This window comes from Vibrio hangzhouensis, from assembly GCF_900107935.1.
GTDB classification, from domain to species: Bacteria; Pseudomonadota; Gammaproteobacteria; order Enterobacterales; family Vibrionaceae; genus Vibrio; species Vibrio hangzhouensis.
The window spans coordinates 1-22,639 of the sequence record NZ_FNVG01000015.1; the positions used below are offsets into that span (position 1 = coordinate 1).

General features: G+C 47.1%; 21 protein-coding genes, 1 other RNA gene and 1 pseudogene. 9 read left to right on the forward strand and 14 right to left on the reverse strand.

From position 1 onward, the window contains the following. Both C4S60_RS14845 and fghA read left to right on the forward strand, forming a co-directional pair. Nucleotides 1-205, forward strand: a pseudogene (locus C4S60_RS14845) (S-(hydroxymethyl)glutathione dehydrogenase); the annotation flags it as partial. 130 nt (nt 206-335) lie between these two features. Next, nucleotides 336-1,181 (forward strand): S-formylglutathione hydrolase, encoded by an 846-nt coding sequence (fghA, locus tag C4S60_RS14850; RefSeq protein WP_103881146.1) that lies wholly within the window; start codon nt 336-338, stop codon nt 1,179-1,181. Nucleotides 1,182-1,276: 95 nt separating this feature from the next. On the opposite strand, the gene C4S60_RS14855 is transcribed toward fghA, so the two are convergent. From C4S60_RS14855 to C4S60_RS14875, 5 genes are all read right to left on the reverse strand, one after another. After that, entirely contained in the window at nt 1,277-2,836 is a 1,560-nt protein-coding gene (locus C4S60_RS14855; RefSeq protein ID WP_103881147.1) for an AbgT family transporter, read from the reverse strand. 360 nt (nt 2,837-3,196) lie between these two features. After that, nucleotides 3,197-3,610, reverse strand: a complete 414-nt coding sequence (locus C4S60_RS14860; RefSeq protein ID WP_103881148.1) for a type IV pilus modification PilV family protein — start codon at nt 3,608-3,610, stop codon at nt 3,197-3,199. Further along, nucleotides 3,600-4,850, reverse strand: coding sequence for a hypothetical protein (locus C4S60_RS14865; RefSeq protein ID WP_103881149.1), 1,251 nt, complete (start codon nt 4,848-4,850; stop codon nt 3,600-3,602). The genes C4S60_RS14860 and C4S60_RS14865 overlap by 11 nt, the downstream gene beginning before the upstream one ends. Then, complete coding sequence (locus C4S60_RS14870) at nt 4,847-5,476, reverse strand: PulJ/GspJ family protein (protein ID WP_103881150.1); 630 nt, start codon at nt 5,474-5,476, stop codon at nt 4,847-4,849. The genes C4S60_RS14865 and C4S60_RS14870 overlap by 4 nt, the downstream gene beginning before the upstream one ends. Continuing rightward, complete coding sequence (locus tag C4S60_RS14875; RefSeq protein ID WP_103881151.1) at nt 5,473-5,994, reverse strand: GspH/FimT family pseudopilin; 522 nt, start codon at nt 5,992-5,994, stop codon at nt 5,473-5,475. Before C4S60_RS14875 ends, C4S60_RS14870 begins: the two co-directional genes overlap by 4 nt. Nucleotides 5,995-6,109: 115 nt before the next feature. Between C4S60_RS14875 and C4S60_RS14880 the strand changes: the two genes are divergently transcribed. After that, nucleotides 6,110-6,526, forward strand: a complete 417-nt coding sequence (locus tag C4S60_RS14880; RefSeq protein WP_103881152.1) for a type IV pilin protein — start codon at nt 6,110-6,112, stop codon at nt 6,524-6,526. Nucleotides 6,527-6,591: 65 nt separating this feature from the next. On the opposite strand, the gene dnaJ is transcribed toward C4S60_RS14880, so the two are convergent. The 4 genes from dnaJ to grpE all read right to left on the reverse strand — a co-directional run bounded on the left by dnaJ (nt 6,592) and on the right by grpE (nt 12,408). After that, nucleotides 6,592-7,734, reverse strand: a complete 1,143-nt coding sequence (dnaJ, locus tag C4S60_RS14885) for a molecular chaperone DnaJ (protein WP_103881153.1) — start codon at nt 7,732-7,734, stop codon at nt 6,592-6,594. A gap of 316 nt (nt 7,735-8,050) precedes the next feature. Next, the gene (dnaK, locus tag C4S60_RS14890; RefSeq protein ID WP_103881154.1) at nt 8,051-9,964 is read right to left on the reverse strand and encodes a molecular chaperone DnaK; all 1,914 of its coding nucleotides are present in this window, start codon (nt 9,962-9,964) and stop codon (nt 8,051-8,053) included. A 280-nt stretch (nt 9,965-10,244) separates the two neighbouring features. Then, complete coding sequence (locus C4S60_RS14895) at nt 10,245-11,525, reverse strand: dicarboxylate/amino acid:cation symporter (protein WP_103881155.1); 1,281 nt, start codon at nt 11,523-11,525, stop codon at nt 10,245-10,247. Nucleotides 11,526-11,799: 274 nt separating this feature from the next. Then, nucleotides 11,800-12,408: a nucleotide exchange factor GrpE gene (gene grpE, locus C4S60_RS14900; RefSeq protein ID WP_103881156.1), complete on the reverse strand. Its 609-nt coding sequence runs from the start codon at nt 12,406-12,408 to the stop codon at nt 11,800-11,802. A 155-nt stretch (nt 12,409-12,563) separates the two neighbouring features. On the opposite strand from grpE, the gene nadK reads away from it, so the two are divergent. The 3 genes from nadK to bamE all read left to right on the forward strand — a co-directional run bounded on the left by nadK (nt 12,564) and on the right by bamE (nt 15,830). After that, nucleotides 12,564-13,448 (forward strand): NAD(+) kinase, encoded by an 885-nt coding sequence (gene nadK / locus C4S60_RS14905; protein ID WP_103881157.1) that lies wholly within the window; start codon nt 12,564-12,566, stop codon nt 13,446-13,448. Between the two features lie 187 nt (nt 13,449-13,635). Further along, nucleotides 13,636-15,300, forward strand: coding sequence for a DNA repair protein RecN (gene recN, locus C4S60_RS14910; protein WP_103881158.1), 1,665 nt, complete (start codon nt 13,636-13,638; stop codon nt 15,298-15,300). Nucleotides 15,301-15,470: 170 nt separating this feature from the next. Further along, on the forward strand, nt 15,471-15,830 hold the full coding sequence (gene bamE / locus C4S60_RS14915; protein ID WP_103881159.1) for an outer membrane protein assembly factor BamE: 360 nt from the start codon (nt 15,471-15,473) through the stop codon (nt 15,828-15,830). Nucleotides 15,831-15,880: 50 nt separating this feature from the next. Here the strand turns inward: bamE and C4S60_RS14920 are convergent, their stop codons facing one another. Together C4S60_RS14920 and C4S60_RS14925 are read right to left on the reverse strand one after the other, a co-directional pair. After that, a complete protein-coding gene (locus C4S60_RS14920) occupies nt 15,881-16,246 on the reverse strand; it encodes an RnfH family protein (protein WP_103881160.1) in 366 nt (121 codons plus the stop codon). Further along, nucleotides 16,236-16,676, reverse strand: a complete 441-nt coding sequence (locus tag C4S60_RS14925) for an SRPBCC family protein (RefSeq protein WP_103881161.1) — start codon at nt 16,674-16,676, stop codon at nt 16,236-16,238. Before C4S60_RS14925 ends, C4S60_RS14920 begins: the two co-directional genes overlap by 11 nt. Before the next feature lie 174 nt (nt 16,677-16,850). Between C4S60_RS14925 and smpB the strand changes: the two genes are divergently transcribed. From smpB to C4S60_RS14940, 3 genes are all read left to right on the forward strand, one after another. Further along, nucleotides 16,851-17,336, forward strand: coding sequence for an SsrA-binding protein SmpB (gene smpB / locus C4S60_RS14930; protein WP_103881162.1), 486 nt, complete (start codon nt 16,851-16,853; stop codon nt 17,334-17,336). Between the two features lie 67 nt (nt 17,337-17,403). After that, nucleotides 17,404-17,770, forward strand: a transfer-messenger RNA (tmRNA) gene (ssrA, locus tag C4S60_RS14935). Nucleotides 17,771-17,875: 105 nt separating this feature from the next. After that, nucleotides 17,876-19,612 (forward strand): site-specific integrase, encoded by a 1,737-nt coding sequence (locus tag C4S60_RS14940; RefSeq protein WP_244183116.1) that lies wholly within the window; start codon nt 17,876-17,878, stop codon nt 19,610-19,612. 62 nt (nt 19,613-19,674) lie between these two features. Here the strand turns inward: C4S60_RS14940 and C4S60_RS14945 are convergent, their stop codons facing one another. From C4S60_RS14945 to C4S60_RS14955, 3 genes are all read right to left on the reverse strand, one after another. After that, the gene (locus C4S60_RS14945; RefSeq protein ID WP_103881164.1) at nt 19,675-20,160 is read right to left on the reverse strand and encodes an RNase H family protein; all 486 of its coding nucleotides are present in this window, start codon (nt 20,158-20,160) and stop codon (nt 19,675-19,677) included. 215 nt (nt 20,161-20,375) lie between these two features. Further along, nucleotides 20,376-21,020, reverse strand: a complete 645-nt coding sequence (locus C4S60_RS14950) for a helix-turn-helix domain-containing protein (RefSeq protein WP_103881165.1) — start codon at nt 21,018-21,020, stop codon at nt 20,376-20,378. Nucleotides 21,021-21,761: 741 nt separating this feature from the next. Beyond that, nucleotides 21,762-22,604 carry a recombinase family protein gene (locus C4S60_RS14955; RefSeq protein ID WP_244183117.1) on the reverse strand — a complete coding sequence of 281 codons (843 nt, stop codon included), beginning with the start codon at nt 22,602-22,604 and terminating at the stop codon, nt 21,762-21,764. Nucleotides 22,605-22,639 lie beyond the last annotated feature (35 nt).

Consider the following 22,639-nt stretch of genomic DNA (forward strand, 5'->3'; position numbering starts at 1 on the left):
GCTTGTTACTGGCCGTGTATGGCGTGGTAGTGCGTTTGGTGGCGTAAAAGGTCGCAGTGAGCTACCAGAGATCGTTGAACGCTATATGGCAGGCGAGTTTGGTTTGCAAGAATTCATCACGCACACCATGCCGCTGGAAGAGATCAACGAAGCGTTTGAACTGATGCATAAGGGTGAAAGCATTCGCTCGGTTATTCATTATTGATAGTTTCTGGGTCCTTGGTCCTTGGTCCTTGGTCCTTGGTCCTTGGTCCTTGGTCCTTGGTCCTTGGTCCTTGGTCCTTGGTCCTTGGTCCTTGGTCCTTGGTCCTGAAAGTGTATTCTAGGTATATAAAATGACAATCGAAAATGTAAGCCAAGCCAAAGTATTTGGTGGCTGGCACAAGCAATACCAACATAGCTCTAATGTACTCAACTGCTCGATGCGCTTTGCGATTTACTTGCCACCAGAGGCAAGTGCCGACAATCCAGTGCCCGTCCTTTATTGGCTATCAGGCTTAACCTGCACCGATGAGAACTTCATGCAGAAAGCTGGCGCGTTTCGCGCTGCTGCTAAGCTAGGTATCGCGATTGTCGCACCGGATACCAGCCCTAGGGGCGAAGGGGTGCCTGACGATCCGCAAGGCGCCTACGACTTTGGCCTGGGCGCAGGTTTTTATGTCAATGCGACTCAAGCCCCCTGGAATGAGCACTATCAGATGTACAGCTACATTGTCGATGAACTGCCAATGCTAATCGAAGAGCATTTTCCGGTAACTAGCGTATGTTCTATCTCTGGACACAGCATGGGTGGGCACGGTGCACTGACCATTGGTCTCAAGAACAGTGAACGCTACCGCTCTATTTCTGCGTTTAGCCCAATCAGCAATCCAATGAACTGCCCTTGGGGACAAAAAGCGCTCAGCCATTATTTAGGTAACAACACCGAAGATTGGAAGCAGTATGACAGCGCTGAATTACTGCAAAGTACCCAAGCAACGCTGCCGATTTTGGTCGATCAAGGTGAAGACGATGGCTTCTTGCAAGATCAGCTCAAACCTGAGCTGCTACTCGCCGCAGCCGAAAGTTCCGGCAGTGACGTTAAGCTTCGCATGCAGCCTGGCTACGATCATAGTTACTTCTTTATTCAAAGCTTCATTGATGACCATTTACGCTTTCATGCTGGTTTCTTAAAGAACTAGCGAGTAATAGCAGCGGGAATCAAACCCAGAACCTGAAAACAAAAAGCCCGCCTGGGCAATCTACCTGGCGGGCTTTTTTACTATCTTACGTTAGCTTACATAGTGTAAGTGTATGGCGCTTGGATACCTAGTGGGATACCTAGTGCCCAGTAAGCGAGCAAGAAGATAGTCCAACCAATCAGCATTGCGATTGAGAATGGCATCATTAGCGATGCTAGCGTACCGATACCAGTAGACTTCACGTAGCGTTGGCAGTAAACCACAACCAGTGGGAAGAATACCATCAGTGGAGAGATGATGTTCGATACAGAGTCACCAACACGGTAAGCCGCTTGAGATAGCTCAGGAGAGATACCAACCGCCATTAGCATTGGAACTAGGATTGGACCAATCAGTGCCCACTTAGCAGATGCAGAACCAACCAATAGGTTTACCGACGCAGTTAGTAGAATCATACCAACAATTGTCGCCTGACCTGGAAGGTTAAGAGCTTTAAGACCTTCAGCACCGTAAAGCGCTAGCATAGTACCAATGTTAGATTGACCAAATGCCGCCAGGAACTGTGCACAGAAGAACGACATTACAATATATGCGCCCATCGTCGCCATAGTGTCTGACATTGCTTTGATCACGTCATTACTAGACTTGAACGTACCTGCAACACGGCCGTATACGTAGCCCGGGATGATGAACAGGATGAAGATCAATGGAACGATAGACTTCATTAGCGGTGCAGAGAACGCTGTGATTTCGCCTTCTGGAGAACGAAGCGCTGACGTCTCAGGTATGATAGCAGCAATAAGAAGCGCGATACCCGCCATCATTGACCAACCTGCTGCGCGGAACGCTTTTGATTCCGTCGCCGTAAACGTACCTAGATCTGGAGCTTCTTCCGCATCTTCATCAACAGGCGTGTTCGCTAGGCGTGGCTCAATGATTTTCTCAGTCACGTACCAACCGATAGCCACGATAATCACCGAAGATAGACCAGTGAAGAAGATGTTTGCTAGTGGGTTAACGATGTATTCAGGGTCAAGAACCTGAGCAGAAGTTTGCGTGAAACCTGCTAGTAGTGGGTCGATACCTGAAGGGATAAAGTTTGCAGAGAAACCACCTGATACACCAGCAAACGCTGCTGCGATACCCGCTAGTGGGTGACGACCAGCCGCGTGGAAGATGATACCACCTAGAGGAATAACCAGAACGTAACCTGCGTCTGCTGCTGTGTGCGATACGATCGCAACCAGAATCAGCATAGGCGTTAGCAGCTTCGCTGGCGTGAAGTTCAGCATCTTCTTAAGGCCAGTAGTAATAAAGCCAGAAGAGTCAGCCACACCCACACCTAGCATCGCAACCAATACGATACCCAGTGGTGCAAAGCCCGTGAACGTCGTTACCATATTAGCAAGGAAGCTTGCTAACGCTTCACCCGTTAGAAGGTTCGTCACTTCCAGTGGTGTGCCGGTACGTGGGTTAATCAGATCGAAACTGACATTTGATAAAAGTGCTGATGCAACCCAAACAATAACCAGTGCCCAGAAGAAAAGAATTGCAGGATCTGGGATCTTGTTACCCGCTTTCTCAATAAAGTTTAAAAAGCGATCCATTCCAGTCGGCTTGGGAGCTGGCGCTTGATTAATCGATTGGTTACTCATGGTAACTCCGTGTGTGTGATGTTGTTATTTGTGAATCTCAAGGCAAGTTTCACTGTGACATAAAATCTGCGTGACCATTTTATTTAAAAAAGACAAAAATAGTAGATAATTTGGAACTTTTTCCATATTTGTAGACTTATTTTGCAAAAAACGCCGATTAATGTAACATTTAACCAACACCAAAGCGCACAATTGCAAAACAATTAACTAACTAGCACGTAAAACACCCGTTTATATAAACATAGCGTATAAATCCACCACCATCTAAGGACAAAATAGCTCCAACAAAAGACATTAAAAGTACGAATGAGTGGATAACAAAGTGTGGGATGAGGAGAACGGGCTACCAGAGGTGTATCGTCATTCAAATTCGTTGTATCGTGAGATCTGAGTCGCCAGGGACAGTGTGTGTGTCCGATTCAAACGGTCAGACCAGGAAACATCAACCTGAACCGTTTTCACCGCCCCAGCCATAGTAATCTGGGGGACCGTCCAACTAACGGTATAAATAGGGTGTGAGGAATCCAGACCATCAACAATATCCAGCGTAAAGTCAGCGACATCCATGGTTGACGACTCACCATCAGCACCACGTGTGCGAAACCACTCCAATTTGGCTTCGGCAAGTCCTAATGCTTGTAGACTGTGATAGGCGTAATCAGATCTTTGTTCCATATAGGCTTGTAATTTGGCCAACCCCAACGCGCTCACAGCAATAATACAAAATGCAATGAGCACCTCAATCAGAGTCCCCCCTCGCTGTTTAGAAATCACGCCACGACCCCTTTTTCCAAGCATGACTTGCCAGTACCGAGCTCGAATTAACGATCACATCACGGTTGTAATGAAGAGCCAAAGAATCTCGGAACAAAGCCAGATGGTTCACATTAGCGTAATCAAAATAGGCTCCACCGGTGATATCAAAGCTTCCTCCCTGGTAATAAGCTGCTGAGCCGTAGTCGTCAGGAAAGTGCGTGTTGGCGCTGTCGGCCAAATTCAGTTCATGCCAGATCTCCGGACTCGGCGTGAAACTCGGATTGAAATGAAATAACACACCTTTGATCGTCGCCGCCCCCTGAAGTACAAATAGCCCGTCATGGATCAGAAGCGTGATACCATCAGAAGCCTGTGATAAGGTTTTAATCTCGTTCAGGTGACTGGCCGATATCACGCAGGAGCCATTCAGCCAAAGGTGAAGGTTTCCCTGTGCCAGTTGCTCAACGATCACCTGTCCGCAGTTTTTTCGTTTGAGCTCCCCGTCTCCATTGTTCGTTTCGAGATCAATCTCAGTAAAGGTTCCGTTGGTGCGCACAGCATCATGTTGACTGACTGGAATGCCGAAGAAGTCCTCAAATACTGACAACGTGTCGTCATAAACGAAGTCCTGCCCAAAGCATCGCGGATCCGACGAACTGCATCCGCCGCTAAATGTGCTTTTGTGCTCACGCAGGCAATCTTGCTCACTGATAAAGTCCTCCGATGGGTCTGAGCCGTGAATCAGACCATCATTAGTAAGCGCTCCTTCAATCGTCAACTTACCTTTGAACCGAAACGCAATGCACTCCCAGCCGCCGCTTGTGTGATCACCTGGATCCGGAGTTTTAATCGCCAAAGAGGTTTTTACTTTCATGCTGGCTGACGTCTGAATCGCACCAGACTTAAGATTTGACGTTCCTCTAGCAAAGCGCCGACTCACTTTATGATCACCCGACAACGCGGCAATGACCACATCACCGCTCACGCTATCCAGCGTGAGCGCCTGAGTTACCGTCAGTGAAGTGTCACAGCTCTTTACCACTGCAGGTATTACTTTGGAGGGATAGTACTGGGCGATAGCGCATTCAACGCCACCTTCCGCCAACCAGAAAGCTTTGCGCGATTCGACTTCGTTTTGTGTTCGCTTAATTTCATACAGGCTTGTTTTGTACATCCCTAAGGCCAGCATTAATGCCAGACTCAACAGCAAGGCTGTGGTCAACAACGTCATCGCTCCAACATGACATCCACGCTTCATTGACCATTCCTCACCATAAAATCCCTCTGTAAAGACATTGCCACCGAAGGGTTGCCCCGCAACTCCCCAACGATATTCAGTTGCAGGTATTGATTGCTCGCAGAAGCAGTGCCCACCTGATTGCTTATTATTCTAAAATCTGCAACAGCCACTAAGTTTGGCTCAAACACCGATGTGCAACCAGAGGTCTTGGAATAGCTGATATCCTTGGAACCTTGTGCCAGACTGGATACAGTGCGACAGACCAGGAGCTTCTGTTTGTCACGGTCAAACTGCCAGACCACATTTTCCACAGGGGTCGCCTCATCAGGCTTGCGACTATCCCAGTATGCGTATTGAACCACTGTCCCTCCCATGGATACATGCACCGTAGCACTCGCCCCTGAAGGTATCAGCGCTGAGCCTTTAAGTTCATGAAACCCAGACCGGGTCAAATCACTTTGGATGCGTCTTACTGCCGTCGACAGGGCCTGATTCAGAATCAACTGCTGCGAATGCTCCGACGCATTTCGTTGCAGCGACACATAGAAAGAGCCTATCGAAGTGAGTACTAACATGCTGATGGCCGTTGAAACCAACAGTTCTATCAGTGTGGCTCCTTGTAAAACCCCAATGCGTTTCATCATTTGGGGCAGGCTCCCAATCCAAGCTCCATCTCCCCCGACTGACAAACCACAATTCTCCCCGAAGCACTGTGAGTTCGGATCTCTATTTGTCCTGTTTGCTGGCTATAGGGACTTAGTGTGATGGTGCCGCTGCTTAGCACCATGCCGGATAGGTGATCGAATTTGATTTGATCCCCCGGGTGATTCAACGCCAGCTCAACCCCCTGAAAAGGTTCCCCTGCCAACTGCCACAATACGCTTACCTCGGGATCGCGCAAACTGGCTTTGTTTGCAACTTTTACCCGCCAACCTCCACTCACAGCCTGTTGTGGCAGACCTTCAAAGTGTATCCAAAGTGGCGTGTTCCGCAGTATCGATTCAGCTTTAGTCTGCATCAACAGCGCATACATTTCCTGAGCAGCTCGCTGCGCTTTAATTTTCTTTGAACCAAACTGAAAACTCGGAGCTGCGCCAATCAATAGCACACCGATCACAATTAAAGTAATGATTAACTCTAAAACAGAAAAGCCGCGAACCATTTCCCAAAATCCAATGAAATCATCTACAACTCCATGTCAGTACTTGCGTAAATTCTAGCAGCTGAGAAAACTACAAAAGTCTCTTAAAATTATTAGCTTGGAGTGAGTTAATAGAATGAAATGCAACAAAAACAGTCCCAAACATTCTGGCTTAACCTTGATCGAAGTTCTTATTACTTTGGTCATACTCGGGATCGTGTCAGGTATTGCCTACCCTACTTACACCCAACAAATCAGAGAAAGTCATCGCATGATCGCACTTGGGGATATGCTTGCACTGCAGATGGAACTGGAGCGAAGTTACAATGCGGGTTATCAGTTCAATCAAGTAGTATCTGGAGGGGTCTGTCAGATTTGCGAGTCCGAACCCGGGCGCTATCAATTTGAAGTGGTGAGCAGTGCAACCGCCGCCTATACCATAACAGCAGTAGCGCAATCGGCCTCTGGACAATCGAAAGACAGTTGTCTGGATCAGGATAAAACCATGACGCTTAACTCTACAGGCGAGACGACGCCAATAGCGTGTTGGTAATCTGTGCCCCAAAACGCAAAAAAGCCCGCGATAGTCGCGAGCTTCGATAAAGCAATGAGATCGGCTTAGCTCGTCAGATCATCGAAAAACTTCTTAACACCGTTAAAGAAGCCTTCTGACTTTGGCTTGTGTTTGTTGGCCGCATCGCCACCACATGACTCTTCAAACTCACGTAGCAGTTCTTTTTGACGTGAGCTGAGTTTCACTGGCGTCTCAACCACTAGTTTCACGATCAGATCGCCGACGCCACCGCCACGAACGCCTTTCACACCTTTACCACGCATACGGAACATACGTCCCGTCTGTGTCTCTTCAGGCACTTTAAGGCTAACTCGACCGTCAAGTGTTGGAACTTCTACTTCGCCGCCCAGTGCTGCTTGTGCAAAGCTTACTGGCACTTCGCAGTATAGGTTGTTACCGTCGCGCTCAAAGATATGATGCTCTTTGACATGAACCTGTACATAAAGGTCACCAGCAGGCGCACCATGCTCGCCCGCTTCGCCTTCGCCAGACAGACGGATACGGTCTCCGGTATCCACACCAGCAGGGATTTTAACGTTAAGCGTTTTTGTTTTCTGAATACGGCCTTGACCGTGGCAGCTATTACAAGGGTCTTTAATGATCTTGCCCTGACCATGACAGGTTGGACAGGTTTGCTGAACCGCAAAGAAGCCTTGGCGCATCTGAACCTGACCGTGACCATGACAGGTGCCACAGGTCTGTGGTGACGAACCTTTCTTCGCACCACTGCCATCACAGGTTTCACACTCAACAAGCGTTGGCACTTCGATCTCTTTAGAGATACCACGCACTGCTTCTTCTAGTGTTAGTTCCATGTTGTAGCGCAAATCTGCACCACGTTGTGCACGATGACCACCGCCGCCTCGGCGACCACCACCAAAGATATCACCGAATACGTCACCGAAGATATCACCGAAGTCAGCACCACCGCCGCCGAAGCCGCCACCGCCCATGCCACCTTGTTCAAAGGCTGCGTGACCATATTGGTCGTACGCCGCTTTTTTCTGAGGCTCGGTTAGGATCTCGTACGCTTCTTTTACTTCTTTAAACTTCTCAGCCGCCGTGTCATCGCCCTGGTTTCTATCTGGGTGATACTTCATCGCAAGACGCTTATACGCCTTCTTGATGTCGCGCTCTGATGCGTCACGATCAACGCCTAATACTTCGTAAAAATCACGTTTTGACATATTGCTTGTTACCAATTACTTCGACAAACAGCCCGACGCTGTTTGGGGATTGTATCGTTCTAGATAAGGATTGGGGAAAATCGGTCCTGGGTCCTTGGTCCTTGGTCCTTGGTGTTAGTTTCCTTATCTAGAGCGACAGTGTTTACAAATTTGCGGGCGTAAAGGTTACCCCAAACGCCCGCAACAATCACTTTTCGAGAACCCAGCTTACTGAATTCTCTAAGCTATAAAGTTCAAGCTCAAGGAGGAAACGCGCAGTTTGCATGTGCAAATGAGCATTTCCGACGCCGAGATTGGGCTTTATAGCGACGAGAAATTATTTTTTCTCGTCTTTTACTTCTTCGAACTCAGCATCAACAACATCGTCGTCTTGCTTAGGCTGTTCGCCAGCTTCAGCGCCTGCACCTTGTGCTTGAGCTTGTTGCTGTGCGATTTCCATTAGCTTCTGAGCTGCTGCCATTAGCGCTTGAACTTTCGCGTCGATCGCTTCTTTGTCTTCACCTTTACGAGCTTCTTCCAGCTCAGTGATAGCTGCTTCGATCTTCTCTTTCTCTTCTGCAGGTAGCGCTTCACCAGCTTCTTCTACTTGCTTACGAGTACCGTGAATCATTTGGTCTGCTTGGTTACGTGCAGTTGCTAGCTCTTCGAACTTCTTGTCCGCTTCTTTGTTAGCTTCTGCTTCTTGTACCATTTTCTCGATGTCTTCATCGCTCAGACCGCCAGATGCTTGGATAGTGATCTTCTGCTCTTTACCCGTCGACTTATCTTTCGCAGATACGTGTAGGATACCGTCCGCATCTAGGTCGAAAGTAACTTCGATTTGAGGCATACCACGAGGTGCAGCTTGAATGCCTTCTAGGTTGAATTGACCTAGAGACTTGTTGTACATCGCTTGCTTACGCTCACCTTGAAGAACATGGATAGTTACCGCGTTCTGGTTGTCTTCTGCTGTAGAGAAAACTTGGTTCGCTTTTGTTGGGATAGTTGTGTTCTTCTCAACTAACTTGGTCATCACGCCGCCCATCGTCTCGATACCTAGAGACAGAGGAGTAACGTCTAGTAGAAGTACATCTTTCACATCACCAGCAAGTACACCACCTTGAACTGCAGCACCCATTGCTACTGCTTCGTCTGGGTTCACGTCACGGCGAGCTTCTTTACCGAAGAACTCAGCAACCTTAGCTTGAACCATTGGCATACGAGTCTGACCACCAACTAGGATTACATCGTTGATGTCGCTTACTGATAGGTCAGCGTCTGCTAGAGCAACTTTTAGCGGCTCAAGAGAACGTTGTACTAGGTCTTCAACTAGAGATTCTAGTTTCGCACGAGTCACTTTCACGTTCATGTGCTTAGGACCAGTTGCATCAGCCGTTACGTAAGGTAGGTTTACGTCAGTTTGAGAAGTAGAAGAAAGTTCGATCTTCGCTTTTTCTGCTGCTTCTTTAACACGCTGCATTGCTAGTGGATCGTTCTTAAGATCGATGCCTTGCTCTTTCTTGAACTCTTCAACCAGGTAGTTGATCATGCGGTTATCGAAGTCTTCACCACCAAGGTGTGTATCACCGTTAGTTGCTAGAACTTCAAATGTTTTCTCGCCTTCAACTTCGTCAATCTCGATGATAGAGATATCAAATGTACCACCACCAAGGTCATAAACAGCGATAGTGCGGTCGCCGCCTTTCTTGTCCAGACCGTAAGCAAGAGCAGCTGCTGTTGGTTCGTTGATGATACGTTTAACTTCTAGACCTGCGATACGACCAGCATCTTTTGTTGCTTGACGCTGTGCATCGTTAAAATAAGCAGGAACTGTGATAACTGCGCCAGTTACTTCTTCACCTAGGAAGTCTTCAGCAGTTTTCTTCATTTTCTTAAGTACTTCAGCAGATACTTGAGGAGCCGCCATTTGTTGGCCTTTAGCTTCTACCCATGCATCACCGTTGTCAGCCTTAACGATTTTGTAAGGCATGATTTCGATATCACGCTGAACTTCTTCGTCTTCAAAACGACGACCGATAAGACGCTTAATAGCAAATAGCGTGTTCTCTGGGTTTGTAACTGCTTGACGTTTTGCAGGTTGACCTACTAGCGTTTCGCCGTCGGTGTAAGCGATAACCGATGCGGTTGTACGCTCACCTTCAGCATTTTCGATTACGCGTGGCTTGTCACCGTCTAGAACAGCAACACAAGAGTTAGTAGTACCTAAGTCAATACCAATGATTTTACCCATCAGGCTATCTCCGAATAATTCTATTGTTTCGTTTGCTGCCTCAGTTTGAGGCTGAGAGCCGACAAAACTGTCCGCTCGCAATAGGTTTGTTTTCTGTATGACCCTTAGATAAGGGCGGCAAAATGCTTTTCAAGGGAAAAAGTGAAAAAAGTTTAAGTTTTTTCTGTTGTCATCGCGCACATGTACACGGTTTGCACTAAGTCATCTTGGTTCTAATCGCCTGAAAAATAAAAAACGGAGCCATCTTAGCTCCGTTTTTATCTAAACAATTGGATTGTGATTACGCACGGCTCTCTGCAAGTGTTACGTCAGCCTCTTGAGTTGCTGGCTCACCAATCTCACCTTCGCTGCCGGCAACAATAGTATTCACTGCTGTATCACCGACTACGTTTGAGCTGGTACAGAACATATCATTGATACGGTCAACGGCAGCCACAATCGCCAAGCCTTCTGGTGGCAAACCTAGTTGGTGAAGAATAACACCAATCATCACTACGCCGCCGCCAGGTACGCCACCCGCACCAATCGAAAGAAGTAGCACAGTAAAGCCTAGAGTAAATAGGTCACCCATTTGGATAGGCTGACCGAAAGCATTAGCAATGAAGATTGCTGCAATAGCAATATAGATAGATGCACCAGCCATGTTCATAGTCGCGCCTAGCGGTACACCAAAGCCCGCAACAGACTTAGAAACACCGATCTTATCCGTCAGGGTACGCATCGTTACCGGAATAGTCGCGTTAGAACTCGCTGTAGATAGCGAGAACAGAACCTGCTCACGTGTCGCACGAATGAATTGTGCTGGCGTCATTTTCGTCGTTGCACCAACCATAAGTGGGTAAACAACAAAAATCCACAGTACAAGAATACCCACAACCAATGCCACATAGCCTGCTACCGACGCTAGAGTATTGGCATCAAGCGTTGCGCCAAGTTGGATCATAAGAGCAAATACACCGTATGGCGCAAGGCTCATTACCAGGCCGATTAGCTTCATCATCACGTCATTCGCTACTTTGAATGCGTTGATGGCTGGGCCACCTTTTTTATCCAGAGCTTGAATCGCTAGACCTGTCAGAATCGCCATGAAGATGATTTGTAGCATGTCACCGTTAGCAAACGCCTGAATTGGGTTGCTCGGTACAATGTTAGTGATCATCGAGAAAATGTCTGGTGTCGTTGTTGACGTGATTTCAACTGCCTGCGCTACCGTACCACCTAGATTGGCACCTGCACCTGGCTGGACGAGCATACCAATGGCAAGCGCAAAGGTAATCGCGATCACGGTATTAAGAATATAAAGCGCAAAAGTTTTACCGCCTAAACGGCCAAAAGAGTTGATGTCTTTAAGCTCTACGATACCGCAAACAATGGATACGTATACAAGTGGAACAACAAGCAGTTTGATTAGCGAGACGAACATGCCGCCCACACCTTCTGCAAAACCCAATAGGTATTGGTCAAAAAGGCTAACACCTGCGAATAGATATTGAATCGCTGTGCCAATCATCAGGCCAGCAAATAGACCTAAAAAGATCTTATGGGATAGTGATTTATTCATTCATAAACTCCAGAATGTTGTGTTTAGTCCCTGTGTTTTTATAGTTATTTACTTTCTTATTAATAGAAAGCTCAGGGCATCTTACAGATCTGAAGAGTAAAATAAAGCATTAATTTTACATTTCGTTATCCAAAATTTAAAATACGATCATCCAAATTAATAACCAAAACCAGAATAAACAACCAAAAAAAATGAAGCCACTAAGGCTTCATTTTGTATAGACTGGAAAACCGACGGAATAAACCTCTAGTGTCAATCCCTAATTGTCTGTCGGTTATTTAGACACCATCACCATCGCTGGTCGGATCACTCGCCCATTAAGCTCATAACCCTTTTGCATAACAAACATGACGGTATTAGGCTCATGATCTGCGCTTTCCTGAATAGACATCGCTTGATGCAGTTCAGGATTGAACACTTCACCTTCTGGATTGATCTCTTTAAGACCAAATTTAGCCACCACGTCAACGAATGTTTTGTGAGTCAGTTCCACACCTTCTACGATTGGCTTCACAGCTTCATTTTCTGCATCTGCTGCGGCAATGGCACGCTCCAGGTTATCGATAACCGGAAGCAATTCTTCTGCAAACTTGTTCAGAGCATATTTGCGTGCCTTATCGATTTCCTGCTCTGTACGACGACGCATATTTTCTACGTCAGCCTTGGCACGCAACACCGAATCCTGCTGTTCTTTAACTTTCGCTTCACTAGACAGCAACGCTGCTTCTAGCTGAGCAATTTTCGCTTCTTGAATATCTTGCTCGGATTCTTCGTTCCACTCCACGTCAGCGTCAGAACCAACCACTTCAGCTTCCGCTTCTTTTGCTTCAGCTTCTTGAGTGTGCAGCTCTTCTTGGTGTACCTTGTTTTCTTCGTTGCTCATGGTCTCTCCGGAATACTCGATTCAAGGCAATGCTTACTACGACCTGCCCACAAAACTTTGGATCAAAATCATACCAAACACTGCATATATACATACTTTGGGTATATTATGGGGATGAAGATTTGTGATTCAAGCACTAATAGTTTGGAAGTGATATGAAAAAATCCTTTGAGGTGATCGCCATCATAGGCAAACCAAGAGCACAGAAAGCAATTCAGACCCATAAAGAATTGTTTCACTGGCTTACCGCTAAAGGCTATAAAGTTTTGGTGGACGATCGGCTCATAGACATACTGGTCGATATTCCACGTCAGCACTTTTTTAGTCTGGTCCGTATTGGACGCGAAGCCGATCTGGCGATTGTTGTGGGTGGTGATGGCAATATGTTGGGGGCCGCAAGGGTGCTTTCTCGCTTTGATGTTGCGGTCATAGGCGTCAACCGTGGTAGTCTTGGCTTCCTGACTGACCTCAATCCTGAAGGGTTTGACGTTGCCTTAGAGGCTGTACTTCAAGGCGAGTATCGTGAAGAAAAACGCTTCTTGCTCGAAGCCGAAATCCACCGTCACGGACAAATCAAAAGCCACAACGCCGCGCTGAATGAAGCGGTATTGCACCCAGGCCAGGTAGCGCACATGATTGAGTTTGAGGTGTATATCGATGACACATTCGCATTCAGTCAACGCTCTGATGGCCTGATTGTGTCGACACCGACCGGATCTACGGCTTATTCCCTCTCTGGCGGAGGGCCAATATTGTCAACGGAGCTCAACGCCATCTCACTGGTACCGATGTTTCCCCATACCTTATCGAGCCGCCCCTTAGTGGTCGATGGCAATTGCCGAATAAAACTGATTGTGTCCCCTGATAATCGTGGCACTCAAGAGGTCAGTTGTGACGGACAAATCTCACTGCCAGTGTCTCCCGGCGATGAAATTCATATTTACCAAAGTCCTAATATTCTCAAACTAATCCACCCGAAGGATTACAGTTATTATCATGTTCTGAGAAACAAGCTCGGCTGGTCGAGTAAATTATTCTAGTCATTTCATCTATATAGCCCTTACTTACCAATAAGGGCTTTTTTCTGTCTGTATTTGTACAACGGACGAAAAAATCGCCAACAGTGCGTTTAGTCACATAAAAAAACACCTGGATAACTTTACTGTATAAAGAAACAGTATATACTGAATTTACATACAGTAGTGTTCATTTAAACAGGTAATCAAAATGCTGTCTCATCTAAGTGTTAATAATTTTGCCATTGTAAAATCTCTGCAGTTAGAGCTCAGTACGGGGATGACCACCATCACCGGTGAAACAGGTGCGGGTAAATCTATTGCCATTGACGCTTTGGGGTTGTGTTTGGGCGGTCGTGCTGATGCAGGAGCGGTTCGTGCCGGAGAAGACAAAACCGAAGTCACTGCCGCGTTCGCGATTGAAGATAACCAACAGGCCACCCGCTGGTTAGAAGACAACGACCTGTTTGATGGTACCGAATGTATTCTGCGACGCACGATCACCAAAGAAGGACGTTCTCGTGCGTTTATTAATGGCAGCCCAGTGCCTCTATCTCAGCTAAAATCACTGGGTCAGCTACTTATCAATATTCACGGTCAACACGCCCACCACCAGTTAATGAAAAGCGACTACCAGCTCACGCTGCTGGATCAGTACGCTGGTCACACTGCGCAACTCAAACAGGTGCGTAGTAAGTACCAGACATGGCGCAGTGCCGATATTGCACTGTCACAGCTTAAAGAAAACAGTGCAAATAACCTGGCTCAACTTCAGTTACTTGAATACCAAATCAAAGAACTCAACGAACTGGCGATTGGTGAAACAGAATTTCCTGAACTGGAACAAGAATATAAACGTCTTTCCAACAGTGGCGAACTGGCCATCACTTGTCAGCAAACCATCGACATTATCTACGAAGGCGAAGATGTCAATGCACTGGCTATGTTGCAAACCGCGAGCAGCAAACTCGTACAACTTGCGGAGCTCGACACTAGCCTGATCGCTCTACCGAATATGGTTGAAGAGGCCATCATTCAGATCGAAGAAGCCAACACCGAGCTTCGCAACTATCTCGACAAAATCGACGTTGACCCTGAACGCATGGCCTTTGTAGAAGAGCGCTTCTCGAAGATCATGTCGTTGGCTCGCAAGCATCACGTCATGCCAGAAGATCTCTATCAGCATCATCAAGATCTGCTGGCGCAGATCGAAGCCCTAGACTGCTCTGATGAAAAACTGGCAGAAATGGAACAAGACGTCAGCGCGCACTTTGACGCGTATGTAAAAGCCAGTGAGAAATTGAGTAAATCTCGTGGCCGCTACGCCAAAGAACTGAACAAACTGATCTCACAAAGCATGCAAGAGTTGAGCATGGAAAAAGCCAAGTTTGCCATTAATGTCGAATTCCAACCGGAGCACCCTTCCCCATCGGGCATGGACAACGTCATCTTTCTGGTTTCCACAAACCCAGGTCAACCGATGCAAGCCATTGCCAAAGTCGCATCCGGCGGTGAACTGTCTCGAATCTCATTGGCCATACAGGTCATCACCGCGCAGAAAGTCGACACACCAAGCTTGATTTTCGATGAAGTGGATGTAGGCATCAGTGGCCCGACAGCCGCTGTGGTTGGTAAGATGTTACGCAAACTGGGCGAATCTACGCAGGTATTGTGTGTGACCCACTTGCCTCAGGTCGCTGGCCATGGCCACCAGCAACTGTTTGTCACCAAGACCACAAAAGCCAATAAAACTGAGACCAGCATGCTAACGCTGAACGAACAGGAGCGAATTAGCGAACTGGCTCGTCTGCTAGGTGGCAGCCAGATCACTGATACGACACTGGCCAACGCTAAAGAGCTGCTGATCGCGGCGTGATTTCAAGGCAGACAGATAGTTCCATTCGATTCAGAATTTAGGCAAGGATTGTAAGCTAACTCATAAAACGACCTGTCCAGTTACAATCTAAGACAGACAAGTTTTTACTTCTGCGTCATCCTTGTTTATTATCTTTGCAGTCTCAGAAATCGAAGTTGTAAATTAAAGCTATGCAAGTAAAGAAATGGTTGATCGCCTTACCACTGGCTCTCACCATACTGACAGGATGTTCCGTCTTAGAAAAAATCGTTTATCGCATTGACATCAACCAGGGAAACTTTGTTGAGCAGAGCGCCGTAGAGCAATTGCGTTTTGGTATGACCAAAGAACAGGTGAGATATGTACTTGGCTCGCCAATGTTGATCGAAAATGGCTACCCAAACACTTGGTATTACATCTACCACGCCACCAAAGGCCATGATGACTCAGTACAACGTAACCTTGTGGTCAACTTTGATGCTACAGGCACACTGACGAACATCACCGGTGACTACCAAGCCAGTGATAACTTTTTCCAAGGCCTGAACTAAATACTAAAAAGCTCGCACACCGCGAGCTTTTTTAATTGCGTCAATAAGAGTTATTCTGAAGGGGTCTCTTGCTTTCTTAATGGTGAAGGTTTTCCTCCCGTTACAGGATCGGCCTTACCGGAGTTTTTCGCCTGCTCAGCCCTTTTTCGTCTGATTTCTTTCGGGTCAGCCAATAACGGGCGATAGATCTCAATACGGTCCTTATCACGCACCGTCGCATCCAGTTTCACGTTACGACTAAAAACCCCAACTTTATTAGTGTTTAAGTCGATTTCAGGGTAAACCGCCAAAACCCCCGACTTCTCGATGATTTCTTCCACCGTAGATTCATGATTGACCACCAGTTGGAACACTCGCTGCTCCTCGGGTAAAGCGTACACCACTTCAACATGGATAAGCTGAGAATCAGCACTCATAGGTATATACCTCTTTGGCTCGCTTAGTAAACGCGTTTACCATGTTGCTAGTCACATCGTGGAAAATCTTGCCAAAAGCCAGTTCGATCATCTTGCTGGAAAACTCAAACTCCAATTTGAGCTCCACTTTACACGCCTGATCATCAAGGGGAATAAAAGACCATACGCCCTTAAGCATCTTAAACGGGCCATCCACCAGCTCCATTAAGATTTCGCTTCCATGCACCAAAGTGTTCGCTGTAGTAAACGTCTTGCTGATCCCGGCTTTTGAAACATCCACCGATGCCACCATAGCAGAAGCGGAGGACTCCAACACTTTTGAACCGGAACACCCCGGCAAAAACTCAGGATAGCGAGCCACATCGTTAACCAAGCTAAACATTTGATCAGCACTGAACATCACAAGCGCTGAACGCGTCACTTGCTGCATAAAAACTCCTCAAAATTAAAGGCTGACTCCGATTCTACTGTTAACCTTTCGTTAGCTCAAGTTACTCGCTTGTTTTGCTAACAAACCCCATATCACTTTCAATGTGTTAAATTGCATTTCTGCCACATAAAAGCCTTCCCTTACAGTCACGTCCCCCCTTATAATAGCTCCATTATGGTAAAGAAGAACTCAAAGAAAAAAGCGGGTAGCAATACCATCGCTTTGAACAAAAAGGCTCGCCACGAATATCACATCGAAGACGAGATTGAAGCAGGTATCGAACTGCAGGGCTGGGAAGTCAAGTCTCTTCGCCAGGGCAAGGCTAATATTGCCGAGAGCTACGTGTTTATTCGTGACGGACAAGCCTATATCAGCGGCATGTCGATCACTCCGTTGAATCAAGCCTCTACTCATGTAGTGGCGGAACCGACACGCGTTCGTAAACTCTTAATGCACCGCCGTGAACTCGATAGACTGATTGGTTCGGTCAATCGCGACGGTATGACTTTGGTGGCCACCGCACTGTACTGGTCTCGCTCTTGGGCGAAACTCAAAGTGGGTGTCGCGAAAGGTAAAAAACTTCACGATAAGCGTGCAGATCTTAAAGAAAAAGATTGGGCTCGCGATAAAGCGCGAATCATGAAGAGCAATTTGCGCTAATTGTAACCAGTTAAACTTGCAAAGCTAGACAGCGTAAGCTTTTCTGGTACTATGCAAAGAACACTTTGGGGCTGATTTAGGATTCGACAGGAATTTTGCAGTCTGAGGTGCATGCCGTGGGGCGGTTGGCCACGTAAAAAGCCGCAAAAAAATAGTCGCAAACGACGAAAACTACGCACTAGCAGCTTAATAACCTGCTCAGAGCTCTCTCGCCCTAGCTTCCGCACGTAAGACGGGGAATCACGAGAGATCAAACCCAAACGCGCTAGCCCGGATTCTCCCACCTGAGAGATGAACGGCGAAGTTTAATTCAGGTTAGTCATTCATTAGCGTGTCGGTTCGCAGGTGGATGGTGAATGTAAAGATCGACTAAGCATGTAGTACCAATGATGAATGGTTTCTGGACGCGGGTTCAACTCCCGCCAGCTCCACCAATTCATAAGTAAGCCTCTGATTTTTCAGGGGCTTTCTTTGTTTTTGAGCCTATGAAACACATAAATGAGGTACATCCTGTTCTACATTCGGACGGAGATGACACCATGCACATGACCCAGCGAGCCAACGGTAACTGGTACTATCAACGCCGCATTCCTGCGAGCTCACAAGCATTCTTCAACAACAAAACATCCATTAAGGTATCGCTGCGAACTAAATCCATAGCAGAAGCTAGAGCAAAAGCGCGCAAGTTATCTGTCGAACACGACACCCTCTTCTCACAGCACGAAGCAATGGGTAACACTGTCAGCAAGCCACGAGGCTACACAAGTAGTCCATTTGAATCCCTGCTAGACATTCGGTCGTCACAGAACACTCTCGACAACATCGCACAAGCCACTGTAGGAAACCTTGTCGGAACTCAATACCTACTCCATGCCAACGCTTTTGCAGCGCCACAACATGAGCGTGAGAGCGTATTTACAGGCATTGAAGTACTTAGAGATGACCTTTGTGAACTAATGCAAGGCTTAATTGAACGGGGTCTTAGCGAACGGAATGCGAAGGCGTCTCATACATGGAAACTCATCGAAGGCGCGATGGAAACTGAGCACCTAATCTCTTTCAATGAATGGTCATTTATACAGCAAAAGCAACTAATAGTTGGATGCTGTACTCGTATGCTGCGTCCCCTATCCCTGCTAATCAGCCAGCTAACAGACCTGACCGCCGAGAGAACAGAGCTACCAAGTGCGTCTTTAACTTACCTGCATGAGTTTAAAGGAACACACACACCTGCCCCTATTGAGCATGATGGCCTATTGCTGTCGGAATGCATAGACCTATACATCTCTGACCGTGAAACAGATGAGCTACGACCAAAGACAATAGATAGATATAGAGCACGTCTACGACTCATGTTGTTCATCCTTGGCGACTGCCCAATAGAAGAAATCAAACGAGAAGAAGCAAAGACCTTCAAAAGCAAACTACTATGTCTACCTGCGAACCTCAACAAGGTCGCTCGCTTTAAGGGGTTGACTGTAGATGAAGTTATTGCGCTTGAACCTACCCCAATGTCAACGACAACCGCCAATGACACGCTGACAGATGTAAGTTCATTCTTTGATTGGTGCATGGCTAACGACCATATAAACAAGAACTCATTCACAAAGCTCAAGGTTAAGACCAAGAAGAGGGCATCTGAGGAACGTAATGTGTTCACTCCGTCTGACTTAACTACACTATTCCAACACCCGTACTTTCAAGGTGGTTCGTGTAAGCATCCTTACTTCTACTGGCTCCCAGTTTTAGGGCTTTACACAGGTGCACGATTGAACGAACTATGCCAACTACACGTCGACGACATTCGACAGGATGTTGAGAACAGTCTTTGGACATTAACCATAACTGATATGAGAGACGACCAAAGCACAAAAAACAGAAGCTCAGTGCGCACCATACCATTGCATCACCGTCTCATTGACCTTGGTTTCATCGAGTATGTTAAAAGCCTAAACAATGAACGCGTCTTCCCTGAGTTGAAGCAAGGACGTGATGGTTATGGCAGCGCCCCCTCTAAGTGGTTTGGTCGCTTCCGTGACAAAGTACTTCCGAACGCTAAGGCTGAAAAAAAGACGTTTCACTCCTTCCGGCACACATTCACTAATGCACTCAAGCAATCAGGGGTCACAGCTAGCATTGCTGGTGCATACGTCGGACATGGTGATGACAGTGAGACTTTTGGTCGTTATGGCAAAGCCTACGTTGCATCAGCGCTTGCGCCAGTCTTGGAGCAAATCACCTTCGACTTTGACATTAAACCCTTTAGAACTAGCTAACTAGTACAACAAAAAGGCAGCACCAGAGCCTTTCCTCTTGGTGCTGCCTTAATGTTCTTCTGTTAGCCTCGTGCAGCTTTACTCGCTAGCTCGTCTGCGTGTTCATTGCCCTTTATGCCTGCATGTCCTTTGACGTGTATCACCTGTACGTCGGGGCGTGCCGCTTTAAGCTCTGCGATGTGCCGCCACAAGTCCGAGTGTGCGACAGGTTTCTTGTCTGCTTTCCGCCACCCCTTTTCTTTCCATCCATCGAGCCACATGTTGTAGCCATCAACGACATACTTATTGTCGCAGTGGATTGAGTCTAGACCTGATGATAGCGTCAATGCATGAGCGAGAGCATAGAGCTCTGTCTTAGAGTTTGTCGTACCGCCTTGCTCAATGATTGGCTTAGAGTACTCATAGACAGTTCGTCCATGTGTGTCGTAAGCGACAACGCCCACGCCACCTCGTTTACATCCGTTTTGGTTATCAGGCGCAGCTCCGTCGCAGAAGAGCTTAAGTGGGCGTACTGCATTAGTTAGGTTGTTGGTGTTTTGATTGTTCATAGATTTGAATCCTTAATCGTAAAGCCACACCGTAAGCCCCACTTAGCCAGCTACACCAACGAAGATTCGTAGTGACTTGCTGACAGTGTGGCTTTGCGGTTAAGCGTTGGGTTTGTGTTTAGATTGGCTAGTGGTAGCCGTTAAGTGTTGTTCGTAGGTACAGGGGGTGAGGTGATTCAGTGACAGAAGACTACGTAAAAGGTGAAGGTGTGGAGCTAGTAAGGTACATCCTCAAGTGAGACAAGTGCTTTGTCTGTCTCGAAGCTCATCTGTACCCGCGACTTGTATGCACGGTCAAAGTCACTCAGTCTTCTGGTGTCTATGGCTTGCATGTGACCGCCCAAGTCACGCATAAGGTATACCACTTGCTCATTCGGTCTAACGAAGTAAGTACCATCCTCGACCAAAGACAGGTCTTCATCTTCTCGAAGAACGTAAGGTCTGTCCTTGGTGTTGAACCCCAGAGACTTGTAGTGAGTCTTGCGTTTGTGGCCTTTATACTTGGTCACTTCACTCTGTGATTGGGGAAGGTAATACTTCGCATAGCGACACAACCTATCAACTTGAACTTGGTAGACGTTCGCGTAACCCGTGTTACCTTTACTGTACGTTAGCCACCCATCGTCGCATAACGCCTTTACGTGAGTTTGCACTGTGCGCTGACTCAAAGCAGTCCATTGAGTCAGTTGCTCATAACTAGCAATACACTCGAGCGCTCCATTCGCATGTGTAAGGATTGTGACGAGCACGCTCATCTGAGCATTAGTCCTGAATTGCTTATCGACAGAAGCCTTGAAGACAGCTTGTAACATGTCGACAAGGAGATAGTCTTCAAGCCCTCTAACTTTGTAACTGTTCATGTGTGTACTTTTTAGCCTATTTGTTGTCGTAGATTGCCACCCTATATAAAGGGAACATAGGGAGACTCTTTGGAGTGTCTTAAAGACAATCTGAAGACGCTATCTAGTACTGCTTAATGCTTGTGGGATGATGATTTAATCACTAGCCACACAACACTAAAAGAGGCTTTAAGGTGTTCTTAAAGTAGCTTTTAGACTACTACCTTTTAATGGTTAAACCACTGTTAACAAAGTCTTTAAGTCCCACTTTAAGTATCCACGCCCTGCACCAAATACGTCTGCTACGATGCTTCAGTGTCTAGGTGCGTCAGGGTGAATTACTCTAACCGTATAGACTTACCCAAGGTCTAGACGATAACGTACTACTAAGCCGTGAGTTTGCGAGGTGAATGCCTTTGAGCTACTCCAGTGCGTGAGTCTGTTTGTCTTAGCTCAGTGTTGCCATTAGGTCGTGACAATCGACAAGTATTAGGTAGGAAAGAGGATGGAGTGATAGCGTCTCAGCTCTTCTCTCTTATAAAGGGCATGAATTCAAGAGTTTTAACATATGCTTGAGTCTATCTGCTGTCTTACGGCTTCCGCCTATAAAGGGCATGAATTCCAAGGCTCAATGAATCAATGAGTTACAAGGGGGTCTCGACATGAGAGCTTGAAGTCTATTTCAGTAAAGGCAGGGTAAGACACGAGGACGCCTACAAGCTTCTGAGAGACGTCCTTGTTGCTGGTGGGATTGGTCGTTAACTACTTCAGTCCTGCTTCTTCTAGTCGACGGTACAGCGCTTGACGTGACACTCCAAGCTCCCTAGCCATTGCAGCTATGCTCATGCCCTTCTCTAGCATGTCGCTCATTGTCTCGACGTCTAGCTCTTTGCTCTTAGGGCGACCTATGTGCTTGCCCTTCGCCTTGGCTTCAGCCTGCCCTTCACGTCGACGCTCATTGATGAGCTCTCGTTCCATCTGAGCGATGCTGGCTAGGATATTTAAAACGCCACGCTGTGCTGCTGTAGGTTCACTGTAGAACTCCATGCCCTCTTTGTGGAACTTAACGCCTACACCCTTAGCTGTAAGGCTTTCGACTATCTCAAGCGCATCCCCTGCCCCTGAACGACACACACGGTCTAGGCTGTGTACATGTAACGTGTCGCCTTCTCGCAGGAACTCAAAGCACTGCTTCCAGATAGGACGTTCTACTGTCTTGGCGCTAGCCTTCTCCTCAAACACTTTGTCTAGCTTCACGCCTGAGAGCTGACGGTCTGTGTTCTGTCCGACACTAGATACCCTGATGTAGCCGACATGCTGCCCTGACTTTGTCTCAGAGCTTTCTTGTTCTGTCGACTCATTCTCCCAAGACGACAGCGTTTTACGCATAGAGCTAGCGCTGTGGTAGACCGTCTCGTCTGTGTCTAAACGTGTAGCCACCGTGCTACCTGTCTTTGTGTTCTTCCAAACCAAGACCTCTAAGCCGTTGCTCAGTGTGATGTGAAGCGCGTCCGCTTGTGTCGTAGGTAGAACGTTAGCGTTGAAGTAAGTAGCCATGTCGCCCTCAATGTGTCCGTAAGCTCTTGATGCTTTTAGATTAACCATGTCCGTAAATCAAAGTCAATACTTTTGGACACAAA

Coding starts and splice junctions, on each gene's coding strand:
- C4S60_RS14865 (WP_103881149.1), bottom strand. CDS start 4,850: ATGAAGCGTGGATGTCATGTTGGAGCGATGACGTTGTTGACCACAGCC.
- dnaJ (WP_103881153.1), bottom strand. CDS start 7,734: ATGTCAAAACGTGATTTTTACGAAGTATTAGGCGTTGATCGTGACGCA.
- C4S60_RS14880 (WP_103881152.1), top strand. CDS start 6,110: ATGAAATGCAACAAAAACAGTCCCAAACATTCTGGCTTAACCTTGATC.
- C4S60_RS14945 (WP_103881164.1), bottom strand. CDS start 20,160: ATGAACAATCAAAACACCAACAACCTAACTAATGCAGTACGCCCACTT.
- C4S60_RS14855 (WP_103881147.1), bottom strand. CDS start 2,836: ATGAGTAACCAATCGATTAATCAAGCGCCAGCTCCCAAGCCGACTGGA.
- C4S60_RS14920 (WP_103881160.1), bottom strand. CDS start 16,246: ATGAGTGCTGATTCTCAGCTTATCCATGTTGAAGTGGTGTACGCTTTA.
- recN (WP_103881158.1), top strand. CDS start 13,636: ATGCTGTCTCATCTAAGTGTTAATAATTTTGCCATTGTAAAATCTCTG.
- smpB (WP_103881162.1), top strand. CDS start 16,851: ATGGTAAAGAAGAACTCAAAGAAAAAAGCGGGTAGCAATACCATCGCT.
- C4S60_RS14875 (WP_103881151.1), bottom strand. CDS start 5,994: ATGGTTCGCGGCTTTTCTGTTTTAGAGTTAATCATTACTTTAATTGTG.
- nadK (WP_103881157.1), top strand. CDS start 12,564: ATGAAAAAATCCTTTGAGGTGATCGCCATCATAGGCAAACCAAGAGCA.
- grpE (WP_103881156.1), bottom strand. CDS start 12,408: ATGAGCAACGAAGAAAACAAGGTACACCAAGAAGAGCTGCACACTCAA.
- dnaK (WP_103881154.1), bottom strand. CDS start 9,964: ATGGGTAAAATCATTGGTATTGACTTAGGTACTACTAACTCTTGTGTT.
- bamE (WP_103881159.1), top strand. CDS start 15,471: ATGCAAGTAAAGAAATGGTTGATCGCCTTACCACTGGCTCTCACCATA.
- C4S60_RS14940 (WP_244183116.1), top strand. CDS start 17,876: ATGCACATGACCCAGCGAGCCAACGGTAACTGGTACTATCAACGCCGC.
- C4S60_RS14925 (WP_103881161.1), bottom strand. CDS start 16,676: ATGCAGCAAGTGACGCGTTCAGCGCTTGTGATGTTCAGTGCTGATCAA.
- C4S60_RS14870 (WP_103881150.1), bottom strand. CDS start 5,476: ATGATGAAACGCATTGGGGTTTTACAAGGAGCCACACTGATAGAACTG.
- C4S60_RS14955 (WP_244183117.1), bottom strand. CDS start 22,604: ATGGTTAATCTAAAAGCATCAAGAGCTTACGGACACATTGAGGGCGAC.
- fghA (WP_103881146.1), top strand. CDS start 336: ATGACAATCGAAAATGTAAGCCAAGCCAAAGTATTTGGTGGCTGGCAC.
- C4S60_RS14950 (WP_103881165.1), bottom strand. CDS start 21,020: ATGAACAGTTACAAAGTTAGAGGGCTTGAAGACTATCTCCTTGTCGAC.
- C4S60_RS14895 (WP_103881155.1), bottom strand. CDS start 11,525: ATGAATAAATCACTATCCCATAAGATCTTTTTAGGTCTATTTGCTGGC.